General features: G+C 72.5%; 23 protein-coding genes. All 23 read right to left on the bottom strand.

Going from position 1 to position 24846, the window contains the following annotated elements:
• Positions 1 to 63: 63 nt before the first annotated feature.
• Entirely contained in the window at positions 64 to 252 is a 189-nt protein-coding gene (locus QOZ86_RS17800) for a hypothetical protein (RefSeq protein ID WP_284493315.1), read from the bottom strand.
• 298 nt (positions 253 to 550) lie between these two features.
• The gene (atpD, locus tag QOZ86_RS17805) at positions 551 to 1993 is read right to left on the bottom strand and encodes a F0F1 ATP synthase subunit beta (RefSeq protein ID WP_284493316.1); all 1443 of its coding nucleotides are present in this window, start codon (positions 1991 to 1993) and stop codon (positions 551 to 553) included.
• A gap of 49 nt (positions 1994 to 2042) precedes the next feature.
• On the bottom strand, positions 2043 to 3029 hold the full coding sequence (locus QOZ86_RS17810) for a F0F1 ATP synthase subunit gamma (protein WP_284493317.1): 987 nt from the start codon (positions 3027 to 3029) through the stop codon (positions 2043 to 2045).
• Positions 3030 to 3032: 3 nt separating this feature from the next.
• The gene (gene atpA, locus QOZ86_RS17815; protein WP_284493318.1) at positions 3033 to 4670 is read right to left on the bottom strand and encodes a F0F1 ATP synthase subunit alpha; all 1638 of its coding nucleotides are present in this window, start codon (positions 4668 to 4670) and stop codon (positions 3033 to 3035) included.
• Between the two features lie 50 nt (positions 4671 to 4720).
• Positions 4721 to 5593, bottom strand: a complete 873-nt coding sequence (locus QOZ86_RS17820; protein ID WP_284493319.1) for a F0F1 ATP synthase subunit delta — start codon at positions 5591 to 5593, stop codon at positions 4721 to 4723.
• Positions 5593 to 6198 (bottom strand): F0F1 ATP synthase subunit B, encoded by a 606-nt coding sequence (locus tag QOZ86_RS17825; RefSeq protein WP_284493320.1) that lies wholly within the window; start codon positions 6196 to 6198, stop codon positions 5593 to 5595. Before QOZ86_RS17825 ends, QOZ86_RS17820 begins: the two co-directional genes overlap by 1 nt.
• 25 nt (positions 6199 to 6223) lie before the next feature.
• Positions 6224 to 6433 carry an ATP synthase F0 subunit C gene (locus QOZ86_RS17830; protein ID WP_284493321.1) on the bottom strand — a complete coding sequence of 70 codons (210 nt, stop codon included), beginning with the start codon at positions 6431 to 6433 and terminating at the stop codon, positions 6224 to 6226.
• A gap of 86 nt (positions 6434 to 6519) precedes the next feature.
• Positions 6520 to 7302: a F0F1 ATP synthase subunit A gene (gene atpB, locus QOZ86_RS17835; RefSeq protein ID WP_284493322.1), complete on the bottom strand. Its 783-nt coding sequence runs from the start codon at positions 7300 to 7302 to the stop codon at positions 6520 to 6522.
• An 86-nt stretch (positions 7303 to 7388) separates the two neighbouring features.
• Positions 7389 to 7640 carry a DUF4349 domain-containing protein gene (locus QOZ86_RS17840; RefSeq protein ID WP_284493323.1) on the bottom strand — a complete coding sequence of 84 codons (252 nt, stop codon included), beginning with the start codon at positions 7638 to 7640 and terminating at the stop codon, positions 7389 to 7391.
• A complete protein-coding gene (locus QOZ86_RS17845; protein WP_284493324.1) occupies positions 7637 to 8083 on the bottom strand; it encodes a Cg1360 family ATP-synthase-associated protein in 447 nt (148 codons plus the stop codon). Before QOZ86_RS17845 ends, QOZ86_RS17840 begins: the two co-directional genes overlap by 4 nt.
• 65 nt (positions 8084 to 8148) lie before the next feature.
• Positions 8149 to 9369 carry a glycosyltransferase family 4 protein gene (locus QOZ86_RS17850; RefSeq protein ID WP_284493325.1) on the bottom strand — a complete coding sequence of 407 codons (1221 nt, stop codon included), beginning with the start codon at positions 9367 to 9369 and terminating at the stop codon, positions 8149 to 8151.
• Between the two features lie 3 nt (positions 9370 to 9372).
• The gene (gene glyA, locus QOZ86_RS17855) at positions 9373 to 10662 is read right to left on the bottom strand and encodes a serine hydroxymethyltransferase (RefSeq protein ID WP_284493326.1); all 1290 of its coding nucleotides are present in this window, start codon (positions 10660 to 10662) and stop codon (positions 9373 to 9375) included.
• Between the two features lie 297 nt (positions 10663 to 10959).
• On the bottom strand, positions 10960 to 11601 hold the full coding sequence (locus QOZ86_RS17860; RefSeq protein WP_284493327.1) for an L-threonylcarbamoyladenylate synthase: 642 nt from the start codon (positions 11599 to 11601) through the stop codon (positions 10960 to 10962).
• Positions 11602 to 11837: 236 nt separating this feature from the next.
• Positions 11838 to 13349: a protein kinase domain-containing protein gene (locus QOZ86_RS17865; RefSeq protein ID WP_284493328.1), complete on the bottom strand. Its 1512-nt coding sequence runs from the start codon at positions 13347 to 13349 to the stop codon at positions 11838 to 11840.
• A gap of 89 nt (positions 13350 to 13438) precedes the next feature.
• Positions 13439 to 14299 (bottom strand): peptide chain release factor N(5)-glutamine methyltransferase, encoded by an 861-nt coding sequence (gene prmC, locus QOZ86_RS17870; protein ID WP_284493329.1) that lies wholly within the window; start codon positions 14297 to 14299, stop codon positions 13439 to 13441.
• 6 nt (positions 14300 to 14305) lie between these two features.
• Positions 14306 to 15385 carry a peptide chain release factor 1 gene (gene prfA, locus QOZ86_RS17875; protein WP_284493330.1) on the bottom strand — a complete coding sequence of 360 codons (1080 nt, stop codon included), beginning with the start codon at positions 15383 to 15385 and terminating at the stop codon, positions 14306 to 14308.
• An 88-nt stretch (positions 15386 to 15473) separates the two neighbouring features.
• Positions 15474 to 15707 (bottom strand): 50S ribosomal protein L31, encoded by a 234-nt coding sequence (rpmE, locus tag QOZ86_RS17880; protein ID WP_284493331.1) that lies wholly within the window; start codon positions 15705 to 15707, stop codon positions 15474 to 15476.
• A gap of 184 nt (positions 15708 to 15891) precedes the next feature.
• Entirely contained in the window at positions 15892 to 18048 is a 2157-nt protein-coding gene (rho, locus tag QOZ86_RS17885; RefSeq protein ID WP_284493332.1) for a transcription termination factor Rho, read from the bottom strand.
• Between the two features lie 251 nt (positions 18049 to 18299).
• On the bottom strand, positions 18300 to 19253 hold the full coding sequence (gene thrB, locus QOZ86_RS17890; protein WP_284493333.1) for a homoserine kinase: 954 nt from the start codon (positions 19251 to 19253) through the stop codon (positions 18300 to 18302).
• Positions 19250 to 20335 carry a threonine synthase gene (gene thrC / locus QOZ86_RS17895; protein ID WP_284493334.1) on the bottom strand — a complete coding sequence of 362 codons (1086 nt, stop codon included), beginning with the start codon at positions 20333 to 20335 and terminating at the stop codon, positions 19250 to 19252. Before thrC ends, thrB begins: the two co-directional genes overlap by 4 nt.
• Entirely contained in the window at positions 20332 to 21636 is a 1305-nt protein-coding gene (locus QOZ86_RS17900; RefSeq protein ID WP_284493335.1) for a homoserine dehydrogenase, read from the bottom strand. The genes thrC and QOZ86_RS17900 overlap by 4 nt, the downstream gene beginning before the upstream one ends.
• Positions 21633 to 23132, bottom strand: coding sequence for a diaminopimelate decarboxylase (lysA, locus tag QOZ86_RS17905; RefSeq protein WP_284493336.1), 1500 nt, complete (start codon positions 23130 to 23132; stop codon positions 21633 to 21635). Before lysA ends, QOZ86_RS17900 begins: the two co-directional genes overlap by 4 nt.
• Positions 23129 to 24790 carry an arginine--tRNA ligase gene (gene argS / locus QOZ86_RS17910; protein WP_284493337.1) on the bottom strand — a complete coding sequence of 554 codons (1662 nt, stop codon included), beginning with the start codon at positions 24788 to 24790 and terminating at the stop codon, positions 23129 to 23131. The genes lysA and argS overlap by 4 nt, the downstream gene beginning before the upstream one ends.
• Between the last annotated feature and the right edge of the window lie 56 nt (positions 24791 to 24846).

Genomic DNA, 24846 nt, shown 5'->3' on the forward strand with positions numbered 1-24846 from the left:
GCAGCGCTCCCGCGGCCACCGGCGCCGAGTGCCGGCGAGGACTGGGCGCAGGAAGGTCCGTCGTCAGGCGGCGCGGCGGTAGAGCAGCGTCCAGCGGCCGAGCCGCACCCAGGGGTGGCGCACACACGTGGACGACGCCCAGCCGTCGATGTCGAAGGCGGCGGCCGGCCCCTCGACCGGCGCGTACGGCGGCCACGTCCAGTCGCCGGTGGTCCGGCTGCTGAACGGACGTACCGGCCTGTCCCGCTCCACGTCACCCCTCGTGCCGGCACCCGCCCCGCGGGCGCGCCTGTGCAGATGGTCGGCAGACCGGCAGCGCCTGCGCAGGCTCGACGTCCGAATCCACCCGGTCGAGCGACGCAGGCTGACCGGTGGACCACCGATGCCGAGACGCACGGACGACGACGGCCGGGGCCCCGTACGGGGTCCCGGCCGCCATGTCGTGCTGGCACGGCCACCCCACGGTCCCGCGCCGTGCCAGGTGACGAGCTGGAACGGCGCGGCTGGGACCCTGGCTGAGCTTGCGAAGCCAGGGGGCAGCCGGGTCCTTCTACTTCTTCAGCTTGTCCGCGTTCTTCTCGAGGTCCTCGAGGCCACCGCACATGAAGAAGGCCTGCTCCGGCACGTGGTCGTAGGTGCCCTCGGTGAGCGCCTTGAACGCCTCGAGGGTCTCCGACAGCGGCACGTAGGAGCCCGGCTGCCCGGTGAACGCCTCGGCCACGAACATGTTCTGCGAGAGGAAGCGCTCGATGCGCCGGGCCCGGTTGACCGTGACCTTGTCCTCCTCGGAGAGCTCGTCGATACCGAGGATGGCGATGATGTCCTGCAGCTCCTGGTAGCGCTGGAGGATCTGCTTCACGGTCTGGGCGATCTGGTAGTGCTCCTGGCCCACGTACTGCGGGTCGAGGATCCGGCTGGTGGAGTCCAGCGGATCCACGGCCGGGTAGATGCCCTTCTCCGAGATCGGCCGCGAGAGCACGGTCGTCGCGTCGAGGTGGGCGAACGTGGTGTGCGGCGCCGGATCGGTGATGTCGTCGGCGGGCACGTAGATCGCCTGCAGCGAGGTGATGGAACGCCCGCGCGTCGAGGTGATCCGCTCCTGGAGCTGACCCATCTCGTCGGCCAGGGTCGGCTGGTAACCCACGGCCGAGGGCATGCGGCCGAGCAGGGTCGACACCTCCGAGCCGGCCTGGGTGAACCGGAAGATGTTGTCGATGAACAGCAGCACGTCCTGGTGCATCTCGTCCCGGAAGTACTCCGCCATCGTCAGGGCCGACAGGGCCACGCGCAGCCGCGTGCCCGGCGGCTCGTCCATCTGGCCGAACACCAGCGCGGTCGCCTCGATGACGCCGGACTCGGTCATCTCCGTGATCAGGTCGTTGCCCTCGCGGGTGCGCTCGCCGACACCGGCGAACACCGACACACCACCGAACTCCTGGGCGACCCGGCGGATCATCTCCTGGATGAGCACCGTCTTGCCGACGCCGGCACCGCCGAACAGACCGATCTTCCCGCCCGCCACGTAGGGCGTCAGCAGGTCGATGACCTTGATGCCGGTCTCCAGCAGCTCCGTGCGGCCCTCGAGCTGGTCGAACCGCGGCGCCTGCCGGTGGATCGACCAGTGCAGGGCGTCCTCGGCGTAGCCGGGGGTGTCCAGGCACTCGCCCAGGGCGTTGAACACGTGCCCCTTGGTCACGTCGCCGACGGGCACGCTGATCGGCCCGCCGGTGTCGGTGACCTCGGCGCTGCGCACGAGGCCGTCGGTCGGAGCCATGGAGATGGTCCGGACGACGTTCTGGCCCAGGTGCTGGGCGACCTCGAGGGTCAGCGTCTTGCTCAGGTCGGCCAGGGTGACGTCGACCTTCAGCGCGTTGAACAGGTCGGGCATCGCGTCGCGGGGGAACTCGACGTCGACGACCGGCCCGGTGACCCGCACGACCCGGCCGGTGGCCTGGGTGTGCTGGGTGGTCGGACGGTCCTCGGTGACGGTCATCTGTAGTGCTCTCCTGCCCTGGGGCTCGGGGGTCTGCTGTTCGGTGGGGTCAGTCGTTGGCGCCGGACGAGACCAACGCGTCGGCGCCACCGACGATCTCGCTGATCTCCTGCGTGATCTCCGCCTGGCGGGCCTGGTTCGCCTGCCGCGACAGGTTCTTCGCCAGCTCTTCGGCGTTGTCCGAGGCCGACTTCATGGCCCGGCGGCGCGAGGCCGACTCCGACGCCGCCGACTCCAGCATCGCCGCGTAGATCCGCGTGGTGATGTACTTCGGCAGCAGGGCGTCGAGCAGCCCCTCGGCCGAGGGCTCGAACTCGTACGAGGTCGGGATGCCGCTGTCGCCGGCGCCTCCCGCCGCGCGCTCCTCCCGTTCGTAGTCGAACTCGTCGACCTCCTCGACCTCCAGCGGAGCCATCCGCTTGGCGACCGGGACCTGGGCGAGCAGCGAGCGGAACTCGGTGTAGACGATGTGCAGCTCGTCCACCCCGAGGATGCCATCACGACCAGCGGAGCCGCCCGCTCCGGCTTCCCGGTCATCGTCCTCACCGGCGGTGAAGGCGTCGATGAGCTGGCGGCCGACCTCCTGCGCGTCGGTGTAGTTGGGCTGCTCGGAGAAACCGGTGAACGTCGCCGTCACCTCGCGGTTGCGGAAGGAGTAGTAGGTCTCTCCCTTCCGGCCGACCACGTAGAGCAGCGGCTGCTTGCCCTCCTGCCGCAGCAGGGAGAGCAGCTCCTCGGTGCGCCGGAGCACGTTCACGTTGTACGACCCGGCGAACCCCCGGTCGGAGGTGATCACCAGGACGGCCGCCCGCTGCGGGTTCTGCCGCTCGGTCAGCAGGGGGTGGTCCAGCGACGCCGACGACGCCAGCGCCGACAGCACCCGGGTGATCTCCCGGGCGTAGGGCTTGGACGCCTCCACCCGGGCCTGGGCGCGAACGATGCGCGCACCGGCGATCAGTTCCTGCGCCGAGAAGATCTTCTTCGTCGACTGCGTGGAACGGATGCGGCGCCGCAGCGCGCGGAGAGAGCCGGCCATGGGTCAGCTGCCCCGCTTGACCTGGACGCGCTCCTGACCCCGCTGCGAGGCGTCCAGGGCCTCCGCCTCGGGCTCGTTGACCACCAGCGACTCCCCCTCGGAGGTCGTGAACTGGCCGTAGAAGGCATCGACGGCCCGCTCCAGCGCGGCGACGGTGTCGTCCTCGAGCTTCTTCGACTCCCGGATGGTGTCGAAGATGCCGTTGTCGCCGCGGCCGATGGAGTCGAGGAACTCCGACTCGAAGCGGCGCACCTCGGAGACCGGCACGCGGTCGAGCTTGCCCGTCGTGCCCAGCCACAGCGAGACGACCTCGCGCTCGACCGGGTACGGCGAGTACTGGCCCTGCTTGAGCAGCTCGACCAGACGCTGCCCGCGCTCGAGCGTGGCCCGGCTGGAGGCGTCGAGGTCGGAGGAGAAGGACGCGAAGGCCTCCAGCTCGCGGTACTGGGCCAGGTCGAGCCGCAGGCGTCCGGCGACCGACTTCATCGCCTTGATCTGCGCCGAGCCACCGACGCGGGACACCGAGATGCCGACGTTGATGGCGGGCCGGACGCCGGAGTTGAACAGACCGGTCTCGAGGAAGATCTGCCCGTCGGTGATCGAGATGACGTTCGTCGGGATGTAGGCCGACACGTCGTTGCCCTTGGTCTCCACGATCGGCAGACCGGTCATGGAACCGGCCCCGAGCTCGTCGGAGAGCTTGGCGCAGCGCTCCAGCAGCCGGGAGTGCAGGTAGAAGACGTCGCCGGGGTAGGCCTCGCGACCCGGCGGACGGCGCAGCAGGAGGGAGACCGCGCGGTAGGCCTCGGCCTGCCGGGACAGGTCGTCGAAGACGATCAGGACGTGCTTGCCCTCGTACATCCAGTGCTGGCCGATGGCCGAGCCGGTGTAGGGGGAGATGTACTTCATGCCGGCGGACTCGGACGCGGGAGCCGCGACGATCGTCGTGTACTCCAGGGCGCCGGCGTCCTCGAGGGACGCGCGGATCGCGGCGATCGTCGAGCCCTTCTGGCCGACGGCGACGTAGATGCAGCGCACCTGCTGCGTCGGGTCGCCGGTGGCCCAGGCCTGCTTCTGGTTGATGATCGTGTCGATCGCGATCGCGGTCCGGCCGGTCTGCCGGTCGCCGATGATCAGCTGGCGCTGACCACGGCCGATCGGGGTCATGGCGTCGATGGCCTTGATACCGGTCTGCATCGGCTCGTGCACCGACTGACGCTGCACCACGGTCGGGGCCTGGAGCTCCAGGGCGCGGCGACCGGTGGCGGCGATGGGGCCCGCACCGTCGATCGGGTTGCCCAGCGGGTCGACGACACGGCCGAGGTAGCCGTCGCCGACGGCGACGGAGAGCACCTCACCGGTGCGGCGGACCTGCTGGCCTTCCTCGATGCCGGAGAAGTCACCCAGGATGACCACGCCGACCTCGCGGACGTCGAGGTTCAGCGCCAGACCGCGGACACCGCTCTCGAACTCGAGCAGCTCGTTGGTCATGACCGAAGGCAGGCCCTCGACCCGGGCGATGCCGTCGCCGGCCTCGGTGACGATCCCGACCTCTTCGCGGGAGACGTCAGGCGAGTACTCCGTGACGTAGTTCTGGATGGCACTGCGGATCTCGTCTGCGGAGATCGTCAGCTCGGCCATGGCTCTGAGTCCTCTTCCCTGCGGGGATGGTGATCTGTGGTGGTGGGCGGTCAGCCGGCGAGCTGCCGGCGGGCGGCTTCCAGCCGGTGGGCGATGCTGCCGTCGATGACCTCGTCGCCCACCTGGACGACGAGTCCCCCGACGATGCCCGGGTCGACGGTCACCTGCAGCCCGATGGTCCGCCCGTAGAGGCGGGAGAGCACGTCGACCAGCCGCCGCTCCTGCGCCGGCGTGAGCGGCACGGCGGTCGTCACCCGCGCCACCGACTGACCGCGGCGACGGCTGGCGACCTCCGAGAGCCGCTCGATCGCGACCCCGGCGGTACCGGCGTGCGAGCCGGTCAGGACGTTCCGGAGCAGCAGCTCGGTGACCGGGCTGACCCGCCCCGACAGCAACCGGTCCAGCAGCTCGGTCTTGCCCTGCGACGATGCGGTGCGGTCGCTGAGGACGCGGGACAGCTCGCGGTCGCCGGTGACGATCCGGCCGAAGCGGAAGAGCTCGTCCTCCACGCCGTCCAGCTCGCCGCGCACGTCCGCCGCGTCGAGCGCCGCCTCGGTGCCCAACGTCATGGCGGCCTCGACCAGGTCGAGCGGCCGCGACCAGCGCTGCCGGACGCTCACCTCGACCAGCTCGAGGGCGATCGGGGACAGCCGCGCCCCGAACAGCCGCTGGGCCAGGGCCACCCGCTCCTCGGGCTTGCCCGAGGGGTCGGACAGCGCCCGGCGCAGCGAAGGCTGGCCGGTGAGCAACCGGGCCACCGCGAACAGCTCCTCGGCCAGCGCGAGCTGGCCCTCGGCGGTGGTGGCCCGGGCCTGACCGGTCAGCCGGTCACGGGCCTTGCCGAGCAGGCCGGAGGGGTCCCGGGTCAGCGCTTCCAGCCGCTCGAGGGCGACTGCCAGCGCATCCCGGCTCGAGGCCTCCATCAGCGGGTGCCCTCGGCGGCGACTGCCCCGTGCCCGGTGCCGACCATCCCGTCGAGATCGTCGAGGAACCGGTCGACGGTGCCCTGGCGGCGGGCGTCGTCGGCGAGGGACTCCCCGACCACCCGGCCGGCCAGTTCGACGGCGAGCGCCCCGACCTGCCCGCGCAGCTCGTTGACGACCTGCTGGCGCGACGCGGCGATCTGCTCCTCGCCGCGGGCGACGATCCGTGCCGACTCCTCCTGCGCCTGGACCCGCAGCTCCTCGAGGATCTGCTGGCCCTCGGCCCGTGCCTGGTCGCGGATCTGCGCGGCCTCGTTCCGAGCCTCCGCCAGTTGGGCGCGGTACTGCTCCAGCGCCGCCTTGGCCTCGGCCTGCATCGCCTCGGCGCGTTCGATGCCGCCCTCGATGGCGCGCTGGCGCTCGGCCAGCATGGCCTCCAGGCGCGGGACCACGTAGCGCTTGTACAGGAGGTAGAGGATGGCGAAGGAGATGATTCCGACGATCAGCTCACCCGGGTGCGGGATGACGGGGTAGGCGTCCTCCCAGAAGCCGCCCTCGCCAATCTCGGCCGCCAGGACGCCGGCCGCGTTGTCGATCGCGCCCATCACGTGTGCTCCTTCCGGTCCTCGGTCAGCCCGAGAAGACGAAGGCCAGGGCGATGCCGAAGATGGCCAGCTGCTCGCAGAGCACGAAGCCCAGGATGGCGATGGTCTGCAGCACACCGCGGACCTCGGGCTGACGTGCCACGCCGCTCACGTAGGCAGCGAAGATCAGGCCGATGCCCACGCCCGGCCCGATGGCCGACAGGCCGTAGCCGATGATCGCAAGATTGCCTTCCATTGGGTGTGTCCGTTCCTCTCAGTCGGTCTGTGCTGCCGGGTGGCGCACATCGGTGGTGCAACTCTGGGCGGGCGGCTCCGCGGACGTCAGTGGTCGTCCGCGTAGACCTCGGCGATGTAGACGGAGGCCAGCAGGATGAAGACGTAGGCCTGCAGGAACGAGATCAGGATCTCGAACGCGCTGAACAGGAAGAACATGAGGAAGGCCGGGATCGACACCAGCTTCAGCAGGCCCTCGCCGTGCAGCAGCAGGTACTCCCCGCCCAGCGCGAACAGCAGCAGGAGGATGTGGCCGGCGAACATGTTGCCGAAGAGCCGCAGCGTGAGGGTCACCGGACGGGTGACGAGGAACGTCACCAACTCCAGGACGAAGACGACCGGCACGACCCAGAAGGGAAGCCCGCTGGGCACCAGGTTCTTGAGGAAGCCCCCGAGCCCGCGACGGCGGACGCCGGCGACCAGGTAGACGACGTAGACCCCGAGCGCGAGGGCGAGCGGGAAGCCGATCCGGCTCATCGTCGGGAACTGGACGGGCGGGATGATGCCCATCAGGTTGTTCACCAGGATGAGCGTGAACAGGGTGAACAGCAGCGGGACGTAGGGCCGGAAGTGCGCCGTCCCGATGATGTCCCGGCCGATCGAGTTACGGACGAGGCCGTACACGCCCTCGAGCCGGAACTGACCACGTCCGGGGACCACCGCCAGGCGACGCGTGGCCAGCATCATGACGACCGCGAGGCCGATGGTGACGAGCACCATCACGACCATCGCACGCGTGACGGCGAAGGCGCCGTCACCGATGAGCGGCTGCCAGAAGTCTGGCGCGCTCGGCGGTACGAACTCCTCGGCGGCCGAGACCACGGTCGTCACTACTCAGCCTCCGTCATGAACTGCTGCGGGTGGATGCGTACCACGGCCCGGAGGGGCCGCCCCACGCTCCTGGGGCGAGGCACTCCTCACGGGCCGTGGTCAGAGTAGCGGACCCAGATCGTGGTGATCGCGGCGGCCATCCCGAGGACCAGGGCCACGGGGAGCACCCACACCTGACCGAGCGCTTCGCTGAGCCACCAGGCCGGCAGCCCGAAGACCAGCATCGCGGAGAGCATGGTGCCCAGCGCGTCCCACCCCTCGCGGAGGTGCGCCCCCGCCACCATCTGGTGGTGCACCGATGACGGCCCCTCGGGTGGGTCCGCGGCACCGCCGGTCAAGAGCGCACCTCGGGCGACGAGGACGGTTCGTCGTAGATGTACGTGCGGACCCGGGTGAACGCGACGATCTCCCCGATCGTGCCGGCGAGGGACACCACGATCGCCGTGACCGCGAACGCGATCGGGGACAGCCACTCGGCATTCCGGAACAGGAGGAGGAAGACCCCGAGCAGACCGACCTTGAAGAAGTAGCTGACCATGGCGCCGAGGAAGACCACACGCGGATCCAACCCAGCCATCCGTCCCAGGATGATCATGGTCGAGGCGGCGCTCACCACGACGAGGACGGCGGCGAGGGCACTGCCGGCCGCGCCGAGCGCTCCTTCCAGCACGGTGAACACCGCAATGGCGACGACGGCGACCGCGAGCGAGGGCACAGCCCCGCCGCGCAGCATGGCGCCGTAGGGGTCGGGGCGCTTTGTGGCCCTCGGCTCAGCAATCACGCCCTACCTTATCCGGCTCGCCGCGAAGGTCCTCGAGGCGGCGGTGACCCGGCGGACCCCCCGGTTCAGCGGAGCACCTCGCGCACCTCCGACGCCCCCGCCTCGGTCCGCTTCACGCGGGAGGTCGGGTGGTCGGCGCGGCTCCGGCGGCGCTGCGCCTCCAGCTCGGCGGCCCGCGCCTCGCGGGCGGCCCGTCGCGCGCGCGGGCTCAGCACCACGACGACGCCGACGACCAGCAGCACCGCGATGGCCACCAGCAGCTCCACCCGGCCGCCGGTGATCGACACCCCGACCGCGCCGAAGGACAGCAGTGCGGCCCAGAAGTACATGACCAGCACGGCCCGCCGGTGCGAGTGCCCGATCGACAGCAGCCGGTGGTGCAGGTGCATCTTGTCCGGCGAGAACGGCGACCGGCCCTTGCGGGTGCGCCGCACCACCGCCAGCACCAGGTCGATGAATGGGATGAAGAGGATCGCGATCGGCACGAGCAGCGGCAGGGTCAGGGGCAGCAGGCTGGCCGCCGACCCGAAGGTCTGGGCGTCCACTCCCCCGGTCGCCGTCACCGCGGCCGCCGACAGCATGAGCCCGACGAGCATCGACCCGGAATCGCCCATGAAGATGCGCGCCGGGCTGAAGTTGTGCGGCAGGAAGCCCAGGCAGGCGCCGGCCAGCACGGCGGTGATCAGCGCCGGGGCGCTCGCCGCCTCCTCGTACCGCATCTGGCCGAGGTTGTAGCTGTAGGCGAAGAACGCCAGCGCGGCGATCGCCGACACCCCCGCGGCCAGCCCGTCCAGACCGTCGATGAAGTTCAGCGCATTCACCGCGAAGACGGTCAGCAGGATGGTCAGCGGCACGCCGACGTCCGGGCCGAGGATCAGCGTCCCGATGTCCGCGAACGGCAGGAACAGGAAGGCCAGCTGCACACCGAGCAGCACCATGACGCCGGCCGCGGCGATCTGCCCGGTGAGTTTCGTCAGTGCGTCCAGAGCCCACTTGTCGTCGAGCACCCCCAGCAGGCAGATCAGCCCGCCGGCGACCAGCACCGCGTAGACCTGGGTGTCCTCGAACGTCCGCTGCAGCGCGGGCAGCCGGGAGGCCACCAGGACGGCGGCGACCACCCCGAGGTACATGGCCACGCCACCGCCCCGCGGGGTCGGGATGACGTGCACGTCACGCTCCCGCGGAGCGGCCATCATGCGCAGCCGGATCGCCGTCATCCGCACCACGGGCGTGGCCAGGAAGGTGACCAGCGCCGCGGTGAGCAGGACGACGACGTACTCGCGCACGACTCAGTCGGTCCGCGCGGGCTCGGGGTATGCGGGGTGGGCGCCGACCAGCTCACGGACGCCGGCGGCGACCTCGGCCGTGCGGCTGCCGTCGGCGTCGCGGATGGCGGTGCCGATGAGCGAGGCGATCTCCTTCATGTGCGTCTCCGTCATGCCCTGCGTGGTCACCGCGGGGCTGCCGACCCGGATGCCCGAGGCGACCGAGGCCGGCTGCGGGTCGAAGGGGATCGCGTTCTTGTTCAGGACGATGCCCGCGGCACCGCACCGCGCCTCGGCGTCCGCCCCGGTCACGCCGGTCTCCCGCAGGTCCAGCAGCGCGAGGTGGGTGTCGGTGCCGCCGGCCACCGGCCGCAGCCCCTCGGCCGCCAGGCCCTCGGTGAGCGCCTGCGCGTTCGTGACCACTTGCCGTGCGTAGGCCTGGTACGCAGGCTGCAGGCACTCCTTGAAGTTCACCGCCTTGGCGGCGACGGCGTGCATGAGCGGGCCGCCCTGCATCATCGGGAAGGCGGACTTGTCGATGGCCTTGGCGTGCTCGGCCTTGCAGACGATCGCGCCACCGCGCGGACCACGCAGCACCTTGTGGGTGGTGAAGGTGACCACGTCGGCGTAGGGCACCGGGCTCGGGATCGCCTTGCCGGCGACCAGGCCGATGAAGTGCGCCGCGTCGACCATGAAGATCGCGCCGACCTCGTCGGCGATCTCGCGGAACGCGGCGAAGTCGATCAGCCGCGGGATCGCCGATCCGCCGGCCACGATGAGCTTGGGCCGGTGCTCTCGGGCCAGGTCGCGCACCTGGTCGTAGTCGATGTGCTCGGTCTTCTCGTCGACCCCGTACTGCACGGCGTTGAACCACTTGCCGCTGAAGCTGACCTTCGTGCCGTGGGTCAGGTGGCCGCCGTGCGGCAGCGCCATGCCGAGGAACGTGTCGCCCGGCTTCAGGAAGGCGCCGTAGGCGGCCAGGTTCGCGTTCGCGCCGGAGTGCGGCTGCAGGTTGGCGTGCTCGGCGCCGAAGAGTTCCTTGGCCCGCGCGATGCCGATCTCCTCGGCGACGTCGACGACCTCGCAGCCGCCGTAGTAGCGCCGGCCGGGGTAACCCTCGGCGTACTTGTTCGACAGCGTGCTCCCGAGCGCGGCCAGCACGGCCGGGCTGGTGAAGTTCTCGCTGGCGATCAGCTGCAGCCCACCGCGCAGCCGGTCCAGCTCTCCGGTGACCACACCGGCGATGTCGGGGTCGAAGGCGGCCAGGGCGTCGAAGTCCGGCCCCCAATACGGTGTCATGGCGGGGGTGCTCATCTCAGGCGCACTCCAGGAGTCGGTGCGGGCGCCCGCGACGCCCGGGCTCGGGCGGCGCGGCGGTCGTACAACTATGACACTGCGACAAGGCGACACTGCGACGCTCCGCGTCGCACCGCGGGCTGTCACATCGCGACGCTCCGCGTCGCACCGCGGCCAGGTGCCGTCCCCGGCCTGCGCTGAGCGCGTCCGCGCGCTCCTCGCCGGACCCTCCGGGCCCACCTCGTCGGCGCCCCGCACCCCTGGACCTGCGGTCGAGCCCTCCTCGCGAACCCCTCCGGGGTCCACTCATCGGTCTCAGTCCGTGAGTTCGGGGACGACCTCCCGCAGCCGGTCCACCGGGACCGCACCGACGCGGAGCACGCGCGGCGTCGGACCGGTGCAGTCGACGATGGTGCTGGCCGCAGAACTGGTGCGGGGGCCGTCGTCCAGGATCACCGCAGCGTGCGGGCCGAGCTGCATGTCGGCCTCTTGGGCGGAGGCAGCCGCCGGACGCCCCGAGCGGTTGGCGCTGGAGACCGCGAGCGGACCGGTGCGGCGCAGCAGGTCCCGGGCCAGCTCGTCGTCCGGAAGCCGGATCGCGACCGTCCCCTCGGCGTCGCCCAGGTCCCAGGCGAGGGACGGCGCGTGCTCCAGCACCAACGTGAGTCCGCCGGGCCAGAACTCCTGCGCGAGCCGCGTCGCCGTCTCCGGGGTCTGCAGCACCAGACCGGCCAGCGTGGACGCCTCGCCGATCAGCACCGGCACGGGCATCGCGCGCCCCCGGTTCTTCGCGGCCAGCAGGCGGGTGACCGCCGGCGGGGTGAAGGCATCGGCCGCGACGCCGTAGACGGTGTCGGTCGGCAGCAGCACCAGCTCACCTCGGCCGATCGCCGCGGCGGCGGCGTCGAGCCCCGCGGCGCGGGCGGTGGGTTCGGAGCAGTCGTAGATGTCGGCCACGAAGCAGCAGTCTGACACTGCTCGCGCGGGCGGGCGTCAGAGGACGGTGACCACACCGAACGGGCGGGACGTCATCGTTCCTTGCGAACGCCCTCGTACGGCCCCGGGGATTCCTTCATCGAGACGATCCGGCCCGTGGTCGTGTCCCGCTTCGTCCACCGCCCGGTAGGCCGCCCCTACGACGAGGTCGTAGCCAGCAGCGGCGGCAGCCGGTGGTGCACCGCATGGGGACGACGTCAGTCCTCGCCTTCGCCCTCCCTCTCCTTCCTCCTCTCCTCCGCGTCCTTCCGCTCGTCCTCGGCCTCCTCCTTCGCCTCCTTCCTCGCCTCCTCGGCCTCCTTCCTCGCCTCCTTCTCGGCTTTCTTCGCCTCCTCCCTCGCCTCCTTCCTCGCCTCCTCCTCGGCCTCCCTCCGGTCCTCGCGCTCGTCGTCGCGCGAGTCGGCCGGAGGCGGCACCGGAGCAGGCACGGGCACCGGCGGCACCGCGTAGGACAGGAGTACGAGATCGCCTGGGGCGAGGGTCCCGACCGGATCCAGCGCGGTCACCTGACCCGCCGGCACGTCCGCCGTCTCGACGGCGGCGAGCTCCACCCGCAGACCGCGTCCGACGAGTTCTGCCTGGACCTCCTGGACCGGCCGGCCGAGGTGGTCCTCGGCGGCCACCTCGATCCCGGCGGGAGTCGTCGCGACCGGGGCGTCGCCGGGAGGCACAGGATCTGAGCGGCCGGTGAGCACTACCGCCAGGACGGCGACGGCGACGGCGACGGCGAGCAGGATCGCGGCCAGCCCCGCCAGCACGGGGATCGCCCTGCGGCGGCGCGCCCGCGCAGCCGTCGGCGGAGCGGCCATCGGGGCGGTGCCCGGGCCGAGGACCGGCAGCACCGCCGTGGTCGCCCGTCGCGTCGGGGAGGTGGGCATGCCCGGGGCCAACTGCTCGGCGGCATCCCGGAGCGCCGCACCGTCGGGGAACCGCACGTGCGGGTCCTTGGCCATGGCACGCTCCACGAGAGCCCGGACGCCGGCCGGGACCCCGGGCGGTAGGGGAGGCGGCACGTCGTGGATGTGCATGACCGCGATCTGGACGGGGTTCTCGGCCTCGAACGGGCGTCGCCCGGCCAGGCATTCGTAGCCGACCGTCCCCAGGGCGTAGACGTCGCTGGCCGGGGTCGACTGCCCGCCCGCTGCCTGCTCGGGTGAGAAGTAGTGCGCCGTCCCGATCACCTGGCCGGTGCCGGTGACCGCGACGCTGGCAGCGGACCGGGCGATCCCGAAGTCGGTGATCTTCACGACGCCCTGCGGGGTGACGAGCAGGTTCGCCGGCTTGATGTCGCGGTGCACGACCCCGGCGGCGTGCGCGGCCGCGAGCCCGTCGGCCGCCTGCCCCAGGACGTCCACCGTCCGTGCCGCGTCGAGGCGCCCTTCCCTCGCGAGCAGGTCGGCGAGGGACTCGCCCTCGACGAGCTCCATCACCAGGTAGGCCAGCGGTGAACCGTCAGGGCCCGCCGGCACCTCGCCGTAGTCGAACACCGCGGCGATGTGCGGGTGGGTGAGGAGGGCGGCGTGCTGCGCCTCGGCCCGGAACCGCGCCAGGAACGTGGCGTTCCCTGCGAACTGGTCGCGCAGCACCTTCACCGCGACCGGCCGGTCCAGCAGCGTGTCGCGCCCGCGCCATACCTGGCCCATGCCGCCGCCGGCGATCGGTGAGCTCAGCTCGTACCGGTTCGCCAGCAGATCCGTCCGCGGTCGCATCGCGCCTCCCTGCCGTCGGTTCCCCGGTGCCACGGCACCGCCGCCCGCAATCGTCGAACCGGCCCGGGGCACCCGTCCGGGTGCCCCGCTCACTCCCGTCGGGCCGTGGTGTACCGCGAGCGTCCGGCGAGGTCCGGGTGATCGTCCACGTCGGCGAAGCCGCCGTGCGCCCGGACGACCGCCGGCAGGCTCTCCCCCTGCTGGTCGGCGTGCTCGATGCCCAGCACCCCGCCCGGCCGGAGCAGCCGGGCGGCGGTGACCAGGAGCCCGCGGACGACGTCGAGCCCGTCGGGCCCACCCCACAGCGCCAGCGGCGGGTCGTGGTCGGCTACCTCGCGCGGCACCCGTGCCCCGTCGGGGACGTAGGGCGGGTTGGAGACGACCAGGTCGACCGTGCCGTCGAGGTCGCGCAGCAGCCCGCCGTCGGTCATGTCCCCGGCGAGCACATCGACCGCGGTGTCCCCGGCGGCGGCACGGGTGCGCGCGTTGTGCCGGGTCCATTCGACGGCGCCGGGATCGCGCTCCACCGCGGTCACCCGCGCACCGGGGTGCTCGTGCGCGATCGACAGCGCGATCGCCCCGGAGCCGGACCCCAGGTCGACCACGACCGGATCGACGCTGCCGGCCACCTGCCGCAGCGCCCACCCCACCAGCTGCTCGGTCTCGGGCCGGGGGACGAACACGCCCGGCCCGACCGCGAGCTCCAGGTACCGGAACGGCGCCCGACCGGTCAGGTGCTGCAGTGGGACGCGGTCGGCCCGCTGGACCAGCAGCGCCTCGAACCGGGCGGCCGCCACGTCGTCGACGTCCTCGAGGGTGACCAGCCGTGTGCGCGGCACGCCGAGCGCGTGCGCCAGCAGCAGCTCGGCGTCGACGCGCGGGGACTCCACGCCGGCCCCGGCCAGCCGGGCGGCCGCCGCGGTGAGCAGGGCTCTGCAGGTGAGGGGCATGGCGTTCTAGGCGCCCGCCGCCAGCAGCTCGGCGGTGTGCGCGCTGACCAGGGCGCCGATGACGCCGTCGAGGTCACCGTCGAGCACCTGGTCGAGGTTGTGCGACTTGTAGCCGACCCGGTGGTCGGAGATCCGGTTCTCCGGGAAGTTGTAGGTGCGCACCCGCTCGCTGCGGTCGACGGTGCGGACCTGGCTGCGCCGCTGGTCGCTGGCGGTGGCCGCGGCCTCCTCCCGGGCGGCGGCCAGCAGCCGGGAGCGCAGCACCCGCAGCGCCGACTCCCGGTTCTGCAGCTGGCTCTTCTCGTTCTGCGAGCTGACCACGATGCCGGTGGGCAGGTGGGTGATGCGGACGGCGGAGTCGGTGGTGTTCACGCTCTGCCCGCCAGGGCCCGACGAGCGGAACACGTCGATCCGCAGGTCGTTCGGGTCGACGGTGACGTCGACCTCCTCGGCCTCGGGCAGCACGAGGACGCCGGCCGCCGAGGTGTGGATGCGCCCCTGGCTCTCGGTGGCCGGCACCCGCTGGACCCGGTGCACGCCGCCCTCGAACTTCAACCGGGACCAGATGCCTTCATCGTTGCGGGACTTGATGGCGACCGCGACGTCCTTGTACCCGCCCAGCTCCGCGTCGACGGCGTCGAGCACCTCGGTGGCCCAGCCACGCCGCTCGGCGTACCGCAGGTACATGCGCAGCAGATCGCCCGCGAACAGCGCGGACTCCGCGCCGCCCTCCCCGGCCTTGATCTCGAGGATGACGTCCTTGTCGTCGTCGGGGTCCTTGGGCAGCAGCTGCTCGCGCAACCGGTCGGTCAGCTCGGAGATCCGGCGCTCCAGCGCCGTCGCCTCGGCGGCGAACGACACGTCCTCGGCGGCCAGCTCGCGGGCGGCGCTCAGGTCGTCACGCGCCTGGTCCAGGCCGCGGGCGGTCTCCACCAGCGGCGCCAGCTGGGCGTAGCGGCGTCCCATCCGGCGGGCGCGCGACTGGTCGGCGTGCACCGCCGGGTCGGCGAGCTCCTGCTCCAGGCGCGCGTGCTCGGCGAGCAGCCCGGCCAGCCGGTCGGGTGCCGACGTCTCGGTGCTGCTCATCAGGGGGTGCCTCTCAGGCTCACGTCGGGTCCGGACATGACGACGGCGCCCGCCCCACCGTGAGGTGGAACGGGCGCCGTCAGGGGTGCTACTGGGCGTCGACCGCCGCGCCGGCGTTGCGCTTGCCGAAGCGCTTCTCGAAGCGGGCCACGCGGCCACCGGTGTCGAGGATCTTCTGCTTGCCGGTGTAGAAGGGGTGGCACGCCGAGCAGACCTCGACGGTCAGCTGACCGCTGGGCGACGTGCTGCGGGTGGTGAAGGTGTTCCCGCAACCACAGGTCACGGTGGTCTCGTGGTACGTGGGGTGGATGTCGGGCTTCATGCCTGCTGCCTCTTCCGAGAAGTCTGTGCGGTTCACGTGGTGGAACGCCGGGCGGCGCGAGGTATTCCGCGCCGGGGGCGGGGCTCGGTCGACCAGTATCCCTGATCGCCGTGCCCCGCCGGCACCCGGCCCCGCTGCCGGGCCCCGCCGCGAGCTCGCGAGTGACGGGGTGCAGCGGGATCCTTCATTCGCCGCCGGGGCCCAGCGTGGTCTTCTGGATCTGCATGAGGAACTCGACGTTGTTGCGGGTCTTCTTCAGCTTGTCGAGCAGCAGCTCCAGCGCCTGCTGGGGCTCTAGTGCGGAGAGCACCCGGCGCAGCTTGATGACGATGGCCAGCTCGTCGGGCGACATGAGGATCTCCTCCTTGCGGGTGCCCGACGCGTTCACGTCGACCGCGGGGAAGACCCGCTTGTCCGCCAGGCGGCGGTCGAGCTTGATCTCGGCGTTACCGGTGCCCTTGAACTCCTCGAAGATGACCGTGTCCATCGTGGAGCCGGTCTCGACCAGCGCCGAGGCGATGATCGTCAGCGACCCGCCGTTCTCGATGTTGCGGGCCGCGCCGAGGAAACGCTTGGGCGGGTAGAGCGCCGTGGAGTCGACGCCGCCGGAGAGGATGCGCCCGCTGGCGGGCGCCGCCAGGTTGTAGGCGCGGCCCAGGCGGGTGATCGAGTCCAGCAGGACGACGACGTCGTGGCCCATCTCGACCAGGCGCTTGGCCCGCTCGATGGAGAGCTCGGCGACCGTGGTGTGGTCCGACGGCGGCCGGTCGAAGGTCGAGGCGATGACCTCGCCCTTCACCGAGCGCTGCATGTCGGTGACCTCTTCGGGCCGCTCGTCGACCAGGACGACCATCAGGTGGCACTCGGGGTTGTTGGTCGTGATGGCGTTGGCGAGCGACTGCAGCACCATCGTCTTGCCGGCCTTCGGCGGGCTGACGATCAGCGCGCGCTGCCCCTTGCCGATCGGCATGACCAGGTCGATGACCCGGGTGGTCAGCAGGTGCGCCTCGGTCTCCAGCCGCAGGCGCTCCTGCGGGTAGAGCGGGGTCAGCTTGGTGAACTCCGGCCGGTTCCGGGCCTGCTCGGGATCCAGGCCGTTGACCGTGTCGAGCCGGACCAGCGCGTTGTACTTGTCCTTCCGCTCGCCCTCCCGCGGCTGCCGGACGGCGCCGGTGATCGCGTCGCCTCGGCGCAGGCCGTAGCGGCGGACCTGCGACAGGGACACGTAGACGTCGTTCGGGCCGGTCAGGTAGCCCGAGGTGCGGACGAACGCGTAGTTCTCCAGGACGTCCAGGATGCCGGCGACGGGCAGCAGGACGTCGTCCTCGCTGACGGTCGGCTCCCCCTGGTCGAAGCGGTCCCGGCTGTTGCCGCGCTTGTTGCGGTCGCGGTACCGGCGCCCGCGACGGCCGCGGCCGCCCTCGAAGTCGTCGTCGTCCTCGTCGTTGGACGCGGGACCGCGGCCACCGTCGTTGCGGTTGTCGTTCCGGTTGTCCGGACGCCCGCCCCGGTCGTTGCGGTCCCGGTCGGGGCCACGGTTGCCCTCACGATTGCCCTCACGGTTGCCGCGCTCGCTGCGGTCGCCCCCGTCCCGGCCCGCCCGCTCGTTGCGGTCCCGCTCGTTGCGGTCGCCTCCGTCGCGGTTGCCGCCGTCCCGGCTGTCGCGCTCGCCGCGGTCGCTGTTCTCGCGGGCGCCGTCGCGACCGCCGTCCCGCTCACCGCGGTTGCGGTTGCGGTTGCGCTGGGACCGGTCACCGTCGCGCTGCTCGTCCTCGCGCACCTCGCTCTCGCGGGGCTCGGTGGTGGCCGGAGCGGCGTTCTCGGCGGGGGCGGACGGGTCGGCCGGTGCCGCCTCGGTCGCGGGAGTCCCGGTGGTGGACTCGGGCGAGCCCGCGGGCCGGCGCGCGCCACGACGGGTGCGCACCGGTGCGGAGGTGCTCTCACCGGTCAGCGGGCCACCGTTGGCACCGCCGCTGATCGGCGCCTCGAGGGGAGCCGAGGAGGCGGCGACACCGCGGGCGGTGTCGGCGCCACCGGCGGCGGTGCCCGTGCCGGCGGTGTCGGTGCCGGCGATCTCGGTGCGCGCAGCCGGGGCGGCGGCCCCGGGGTCCCCGCCCACCTGACGCGCGGAGATGGCGGCGACCAGGTCGCTCTTGCGCATCCGGCCGGTGCCGGGGATGCCGAGCTCACCGGCCAGGCGCTGGAGTTCGGGCAGGAGCATGCCCGACAGTCCGTTGCCGCGGCGGCGGGGGCGTCCCGCCGTCCCAGAAGCGGCAGCGTCCTCGGTGGAGGCGGCTGCGTCGGGCGCGCCGTTCACTGCGAGGTCGGTGGTTTCGCTCACGTACAGGTCCTTCCCTGCGGTGACCTGCGCCGAGTCGGCACAGAGGATGCCCGGTCCCCGGCGGACCGGCCCGAGGAGTGGACGGGTGCGCGTCAGGTGACAGGTTGAGAGGTGCGAGGCGGATCAGCGGCGAAGAGAATCGAACGTCTGCTTCGGCCCCGCGCGAGGCACACCCGAGTGGGCGGCTACGCCGTGAGCCTAGCCGCAGCTCACGGGCGTGACAACACCGGATGATCTCGGCGTGTTCCTCGTTATCGAGACGATACCTGCCGCCGCGGACGGTCGATCCGGGCACCCGTCGGATCGATGTCCAGCGGCAGCACCCGCCAGCCGTCCGGGACGAGCGCGGCGACGTCCTCGATCTCCTCCGCCCCGGGTGCCCGGTCCGCGCTCCGCACCGTCCGCCGGGCCAGCACCAGGACGGACGGCCCCGCACCGGAGACGACGGCCGCGTGCCCGGCGCCGCGCAGGCGCTCGATCAGCGCGAGGGTGCCCGGCATCGCGGCGGCGCGCTGCCGCTGGTGCAACCGGTCCTCGGTCGCCTCCAGCAGGAGGCCGCCCGAGGTCAGGGCGTGCACGAGCAACGCCGACCGCCCCGCGTTGAAGGCCGCATCGGCGTGCGGCACGACGTCGGGAAGCAGCCCGCGGGCCACCTCGGTCGACAGGGTCGCGTCCGGGACCAGGACGACGGGCAGCACGTCCTCGTGCACGGTCAAGCTGTCCGCGCCGACGCCCTCGCCCCCCGTCCAGGACAGCGTCAGCCCACCGAGCAGGCAGGCGGCGACGTTGTCCGGGTGCCCCTCCATCGCGGTGGTCAGGCGCAGGACTGCGTTCCCGTCGATGGTGTCGACCTCCGGGCACAGCGCCCACGCGCCCATGACCCCGGCGACCACCGCCGCGGCCGAGGACCCCATGCCCCTCCCCTGCGGGATGGCGTTCTCGGCGACGACCCGGAGCCCGGGCGGCGTCCAGCCGAGTTCCGCGCAGGCGGCGCGGAAGGCGCGCACGACGAGGTGCGACTCGTCGGTGGGCAGCTCCCCGGCGCCCACGCCGCTGACCTCGACGGTCAGGCCGCTCGCCTGCACCGAGAAGTGCAGGACGTCGTGGTGGGCCAGGGCCAGACCGGCGCAGTCGAAGGCCGGCCCGAGGTTGGCGCTGGTGGCCGGCACCCGCACGCGGACCCGAAAGGGATCGAGCCGGCTCACAGGCCGAGCTGGGACGCGGCGGCGGCGGCGTCCACGGGGATGGTGACCGGTGCGGGAGCCCCGGTGATCGCCCACTCCGGGTCCTTGAGCCCGTTGCCGGTGACGGTGCAGACGATCCGCTGCCCGGGCTCGAGCTCACCGGCGGCGGCCACCTGCAGCAGGCCGGCGACCGAGGCCGCCGACGCCGGCTCCACGAACACGGCCTCGCTGCGGGCCAGCAGCCGGTACGCGGACAGGATGGCGCGGTCGGTGACGGCGTCGATGCGACCGCCGGACTCGTCGCGGGCGGCCAGCGCCCTGGTCCAGGACGCGGGGTTGCCGATCCGGATCGCGGTGGCGATCGTGCTCGGGTTCTCCACCACCTGCCCGCTGACGATCGGCGCCGCGCCGGCCGCCTGGAAGCCCCACATCCGGGGGGTGCGCGAGGCGGGGCCGGGGGTCACGGAGTCGACGAGGTACTCCCGGTAGCCCTGCCAGTAGGCGGTGATGTTGCCGGCGTTGCCGACCGGCAGGCAGTGGATGTCGGGCGCGTCCCCGAGCACGTCGACGATCTCGAACGACGCCGTCTTCTGCCCCTCGATGCGGTACTGGTTGACGCTGTTGACCAGGCTGACCGGGTAGTCGATGGCGAGCTTGCTGGCCAGGGCCAGGCAGTCGTCGAAGTTGCCCTCGACCTGCAGCAGCCGGGCGCCGTGCACCAGGGCCTGCGCCAGCTTGCCCATCGCGATCTTGCCCTGCGGCACCAGCACCGCACAGGTGATGCCGGCTCGCGCGGCGTAGGCGGCGGCGCTGGCGCTGGTGTTGCCGGTGGACGCGCAGATGACCGCCTGCGCCCCCTCCTCGACGGCCTTGGTGATGGCCATCGTCATGCCGCGGTCCTTGAACGAACCGGTCGGGTTGGCACCCTCGACCTTGAGGTACACCTCGCAGCCGGTCCGCTCCGACAGCTCGCGGGCCGGCACCAGCGGGGTCGCCCCCTCCTGGAGGGTGACCACCGGGGTCGTGTCGGTCACCGGCAGCCGGGAGCGGTAGGCCTCGATGAGGCCCGGCCAGCCCGGGGACACGATCGACGAGACCGTCATGACAATCCCTCCACGCGCAGCACGCTGGTGACCCCCCGGACCGCGGGCATCTCCCGCAGTGCGGCAATGGTGGCCGACAGCGCCGCGTCCGGGGCGCTGTGGGTCACGATGACCAGCGTGGCGGCGTCGCCGCGGCCGGTCTGACGAACGGTGGAGATGCTCACCTCGTGCCGCGCGAACTCCTGCGCGACGGCGGCGAGCACACCCGGTTTGTCGGCCACGTCGAGGCTCACGTGGTACCGCGTCGGCGTCTCGGCCATGGAGCGGACGGCGAGGTTGGCGTACCCGGTCACCCCCGGCCCGGGGGCACCGGTCACCCGGCTGCGGGCGACGGCGACCAGATCACCCAGCACGGCGCTGGCGGTGGGCTCTCCCCCGGCGCCCTGGCCGTAGAACATCAGCTGCCCGGCGGCCTCGGCCTCGACGAAGACGGCGTTGAACGCGCCGCCCACCGAGGCCAGCGGGTGCGAGGTCGGGATCATCGCCGGGTGCACCCGCACGGCGACGGAGTCACCGGGGTGGGTGGGGGAACCGTTGCCCACCCGCTCGCAGATGGCCAGCAACTTCACCGTGCAGCCGATCTCGGCCGCCCGGGCGACGTCGGTGGCGGTGACCGTGGAGATGCCCTCCCGGTACACGTCGACGGCGGACACCGGGGTGTGGAACGCCAGCGACGCGAGGATCGCCGCCTTCGCGGCCGCGTCGAACCCGTCGACGTCGGCGGTCGGGTCGGCCTCGGCGTACCCCAGCTCCGTCGCCTCGGCCAGCGCCTCGCCGAAACCGGCGCCGGTCTCGGCCATCCGCGACAGGATGTAGTTCGTCGTCCCGTTGACGATGCCCACGACGCGGGACAGCTGATCCCCCACCAGCGACTCGCGCAGCGGCCGCAGGATCGGGATGGCACCGGCCACGGCGGCCTCGTAGTAGAGGTCCACCCCTGCCTTGGCGGCCGCGGCGTGCAGCGCGACGCCGTCCTCGGCGAGCAGCGCCTTGTTCGCGCTGACCACCGACTTGCCGGCCTCGAACGCCGCCAGCATCAGCGAGCGCGCCGGCTCGATGCCGCCGATCACCTCGACGACGAGGTCGACGTCGTCGCGGGTGACCAGGCCGTGGGCGTCGGTGGTGAGCAGGTGTGCCGGCACGTCGGGGTGGTGCGCCGGGCGGCGCACGGCGACGCCGGCCACCTCGACCGGGCGGCCGATGCGGGCACCGAGATCGCCGGCCTGGTCCTGCAGCACGCGCAGCACCGCGCTGCCGACGGTGCCGCAGCCGAGGAGGGCCACCTTGAGGGGTCCGGTCACGAGGTCGCTCCCGCGGGGTGCTCGGGCGCCGGCTGGTCGATCGCCGGCGAGGGGGCGGGGCGGTCGGCGAGGACCGCGTCGAGGGCGAACACGTCGGACAGTGTCTGACGTCGCACGATCTCCGTGGCGTGGCCGTCCCGGACGGCGACCACCGGAGGCTTGAGCAGGTAGTTGTAGTTGCTCGCCATCGACCAGCAGTACGCGCCGGTGGCGGCGACGGCGAGCAGGTCGCCGGGCTGCACGTCGGCGGGCAGCCACAGGTCCCGGACCAGGATGTCGCCGCTCTCGCAGTGCTTGCCCACCACCCGGCACAGCGCCGGCGGGGCGTCGGAGACGCGGTTGGCCAGCACGCAGGTGTAGGACGCGTCGTAGAGCGCGGTGCGGATGTTGTCGCTCATCCCGCCGTCGACGGAGACGTAGTTGCGCACCAGCGGGGTGCCCGGTGCCCCGGAGGCCCCCAGCCGGACCGGCTTGATGGTGCCGATCTCGTAGAGCGTCACCGTCCCGGGGCCGGCGATCGCCCGCCCGGGCTCCACCGCGAGGCGCGGCACCGGGAGCTCCAGTTCGGCGCACTCCGCGGCCACGACGGCGCGCAGCCGGGCGGCGACGTCGGCCGGGCTGATGGGATCGTCCTCGGGCAGGTAGGCGATGCCGAAACCGCCACCGAGGTTCAGCTCGCCGAGCACCAGGCCGGTGGCGTCCCGCACGGCACCCATCAGGCCGACGACGCGGTGCGCGGCGGCCTCGAACCCGGCGGTGTCGAAGATCTGCGAGCCGATGTGGCTGTGCAGGCCGGCGAGGTGCAGCGCCGGCTCGGCGGCCACCCGGCGGGCGGCTTCCAGCGCGTCGCCGGTGGCGAGGGAGAAGCCGAACTTCTGGTCCTCGTGGGCGGTGGCGATGAACTCGTGGGTGTGCGCCTCGATGCCGACGGTGGAGCGGATGAGCACCGGCACCGGGCTGCTCCCCTCGGCCACCCGGGCCGCGGCCAGCGGGACCAGCCGGTCGATCTCGTCGAAGGAGTCGAGGACGATGTGCCCGATCCCCGAGTCGACGGCCAGCTGCAGCTCCACCAGCGACTTGTTGTTGCCGTGCAGCGCGATCCGCTCGGCCGGGAAACCGGCGGCCAGCGCCAGCGCCAGCTCGTTGCCGCTGCACGCGTCCAGGTGCAGACCGTCGTCGGCGACCCAGCGGGCCACCTGGCCGCAGAGGAAGGCCTTCGACGCGTAGTGCACGTCGGCGCCGGCGAACGCGGTCGCGAAGTCGGCCGCGCGGCTCCGGAAGTCGGCCTCGTCCAGCACGAACAGCGGGGTGCCGTGCGCGCGGGCGAGGTCGGTGACCGCCCGGCCACCCAGGTGGAGCTCGCCGTCGATCCGCTCCGCCGACCGCGGCCAGACCTGGGGGTCGAGCACGCCCAGCTCGGCCGGCGGCGCGCCGGCGGCCGACGGCGGGCTGATGTTCCCGTGGAGCGGCCCCGCCGGGTGTGCCCGCGCGCTCACATCCGCTCCGGTGCGGAGACGCCGAGCACCGCGAGACCGTTGCGCAGTACCACCGCGGTGGCCGCACACAGCCTCAACCGGGCGGTGGTGAGCGGGCCGGCCTCCTCGTCGCCGCGCGGCAGCACGCGGCAGACGTCGTAGAAGCGGTGGTAGGTGCCGGCCAGCTCCTCGAGGTACCGGGCCACCCGGTGCGGCGCCCGCAGTTCGGCGGCGGTGGTGAGAACGCGTGGGAACTCGCCGATCGCCCGCAGCAGGTCGTTCTCGCGCTCGTGGGTCAGCTGCCCGGCGTCGACGTCGCCGGGCTCGCCGAGGGCCAGGCCGAGGTCGCCGGCGTTGCGCAGCACCGAGGAGATGCGGGCGTGGGCGTACTGGACGTAGAAGACCGGGTTGTCGTTGGTCTTCCGGGTCCAGAGATCGATGTCGATGTCGATCTGCTGGTCGACCGACGCCCGCGCCAGCGCGTACCGGGCGGCGTCGCCGCCGATCGCGTCGACCAGGTCCTCGAGGTTGACCACCGTGCCCGCCCGCTTGCTCATCCGGACCGGCTCCCCGTCGCGCAGCAGGTTCACCAACTGGCCGAGGAGGATCTCCAGGTGCGTCGCGGGGTCGTCACCGGCCGCGGCGACCAGCGCCTTGTAGCGCCCGACGTACCCCGAGTGGTCGGCGCCGAGCATGATCACGACCTTGTCGAAGCCGCGCCCGCGCTTGTCCAGGTAGTAGGCGCAGTCGGCCGCGAAGTAGGTCGGCTCGCCGTCGGCCTTGACCAGGACCCGGTCCTTGTCGTCGCCGAAGGTGGTCGTCCGCAGCCACGTTGCGCCCTCGAACTCGTAGACGTGCCCGTGCTCGCGCAGCCGCGCCACGGCCTTCTCGAGGGCACCGGCCTGGTGCAGCGAGGTCTCGGAGAACCAGACGTCGAAGTGGACCCCGAAGCCCTCCATGGTGGTGCGGATCTCGCTGACCATGAGCTGCACGCCGCGGGCGCGGAACACCGGCAACTGCTCGCCCTCGAGCCGGTCGAGCAGCCCGGGCTCGGCCGCGACGACCTGCGCGGCGATGTCGCCGATGTAGCTGCCGGCGTAGCCGTCCTCGGGCACCTCCCGGCCGTTGGCCGCGGCCTGCAGGCTCCGGGCGAACCGGTCGATCTGGGCCCCGGCGTCGTTCAGGTAGTACTCCCGGGTGACGTCGGCGCCGCTGGTCTGGAGCAGCCGGGCGATGGCGTCCCCGACGGCCGCCCACCGGGTGCCACCGATGTGCACGGGGCCGGTCGGGTTGGCCGAGACGAACTCCAGGTTCAGCCTCTGACCTGCCAGCGTCGCGGTGCTGCCGTAGGCCCCGCCCGCGGTGACCGCGTCGACGGCGATCCTCCCCAGCGCGCCCTGCGCGAGGGTGATGTTGAGGAAGCCCGGCCCGGCGATGTCCACCCGGGCGATGCCCGCGTGCCCGCGCAGCTCGGCCGCCAGCAGGTCGGCCACCTCGCGCGGCGGCCGCCCGGCCGGCTTGGCCAGCCGCATGGCCAGGTTGGTGGCGTAGTCGCCGTGCTCGGGATTCTTCGGACGCTCCACCACGACGTCGGCGGGCACCTCCACGGGCAGCGCACCTCGCTCGACCACCGCGGCCACGGCGGTACGAACGGCGTCCTGCAGCTGCTCCGGTGTCACCCGGCGAGCGTACTGACCGGCTCCGGCGCGCCCGGCGGGCCGCCCGGCTCCCAGCT

The sequence above is a fragment of the Blastococcus capsensis genome (assembly GCF_030165005.1).
Lineage (GTDB): Bacteria > Actinomycetota > Actinomycetes > Mycobacteriales > Geodermatophilaceae > Blastococcus > Blastococcus capsensis.

Bases quoted from the DNA above. Each gene is read 5' to 3' on its own strand.
- thrC (WP_284493334.1), bottom strand. From the start codon at position 20,335: ATGACGGTCTCGTCGATCGTGTCCCCGGGCTGGCCGGGCCTCATCGAG.
- rpmE (WP_284493331.1), bottom strand. From the start codon at position 15,707: ATGAAGCCCGACATCCACCCCACGTACCACGAGACCACCGTGACCTGT.
- QOZ86_RS17810 (WP_284493317.1), bottom strand. From the start codon at position 3,029: ATGGCCGGCTCTCTCCGCGCGCTGCGGCGCCGCATCCGTTCCACGCAG.
- glyA (WP_284493326.1), bottom strand. From the start codon at position 10,662: ATGAGCACCCCCGCCATGACACCGTATTGGGGGCCGGACTTCGACGCC.
- atpD (WP_284493316.1), bottom strand. From the start codon at position 1,993: ATGACCGTCACCGAGGACCGTCCGACCACCCAGCACACCCAGGCCACC.
- prmC (WP_284493329.1), bottom strand. From the start codon at position 14,299: ATGCCCCTCACCTGCAGAGCCCTGCTCACCGCGGCGGCCGCCCGGCTG.
- prfA (WP_284493330.1), bottom strand. From the start codon at position 15,385: ATGAGCAGCACCGAGACGTCGGCACCCGACCGGCTGGCCGGGCTGCTC.
- QOZ86_RS17865 (WP_284493328.1), bottom strand. From the start codon at position 13,349: ATGCGACCGCGGACGGATCTGCTGGCGAACCGGTACGAGCTGAGCTCA.
- atpA (WP_284493318.1), bottom strand. From the start codon at position 4,670: ATGGCCGAGCTGACGATCTCCGCAGACGAGATCCGCAGTGCCATCCAG.
- QOZ86_RS17825 (WP_284493320.1), bottom strand. From the start codon at position 6,198: ATGGGCGCGATCGACAACGCGGCCGGCGTCCTGGCGGCCGAGATTGGC.
- QOZ86_RS17820 (WP_284493319.1), bottom strand. From the start codon at position 5,593: ATGGAGGCCTCGAGCCGGGATGCGCTGGCAGTCGCCCTCGAGCGGCTG.
- QOZ86_RS17830 (WP_284493321.1), bottom strand. From the start codon at position 6,433: ATGGAAGGCAATCTTGCGATCATCGGCTACGGCCTGTCGGCCATCGGG.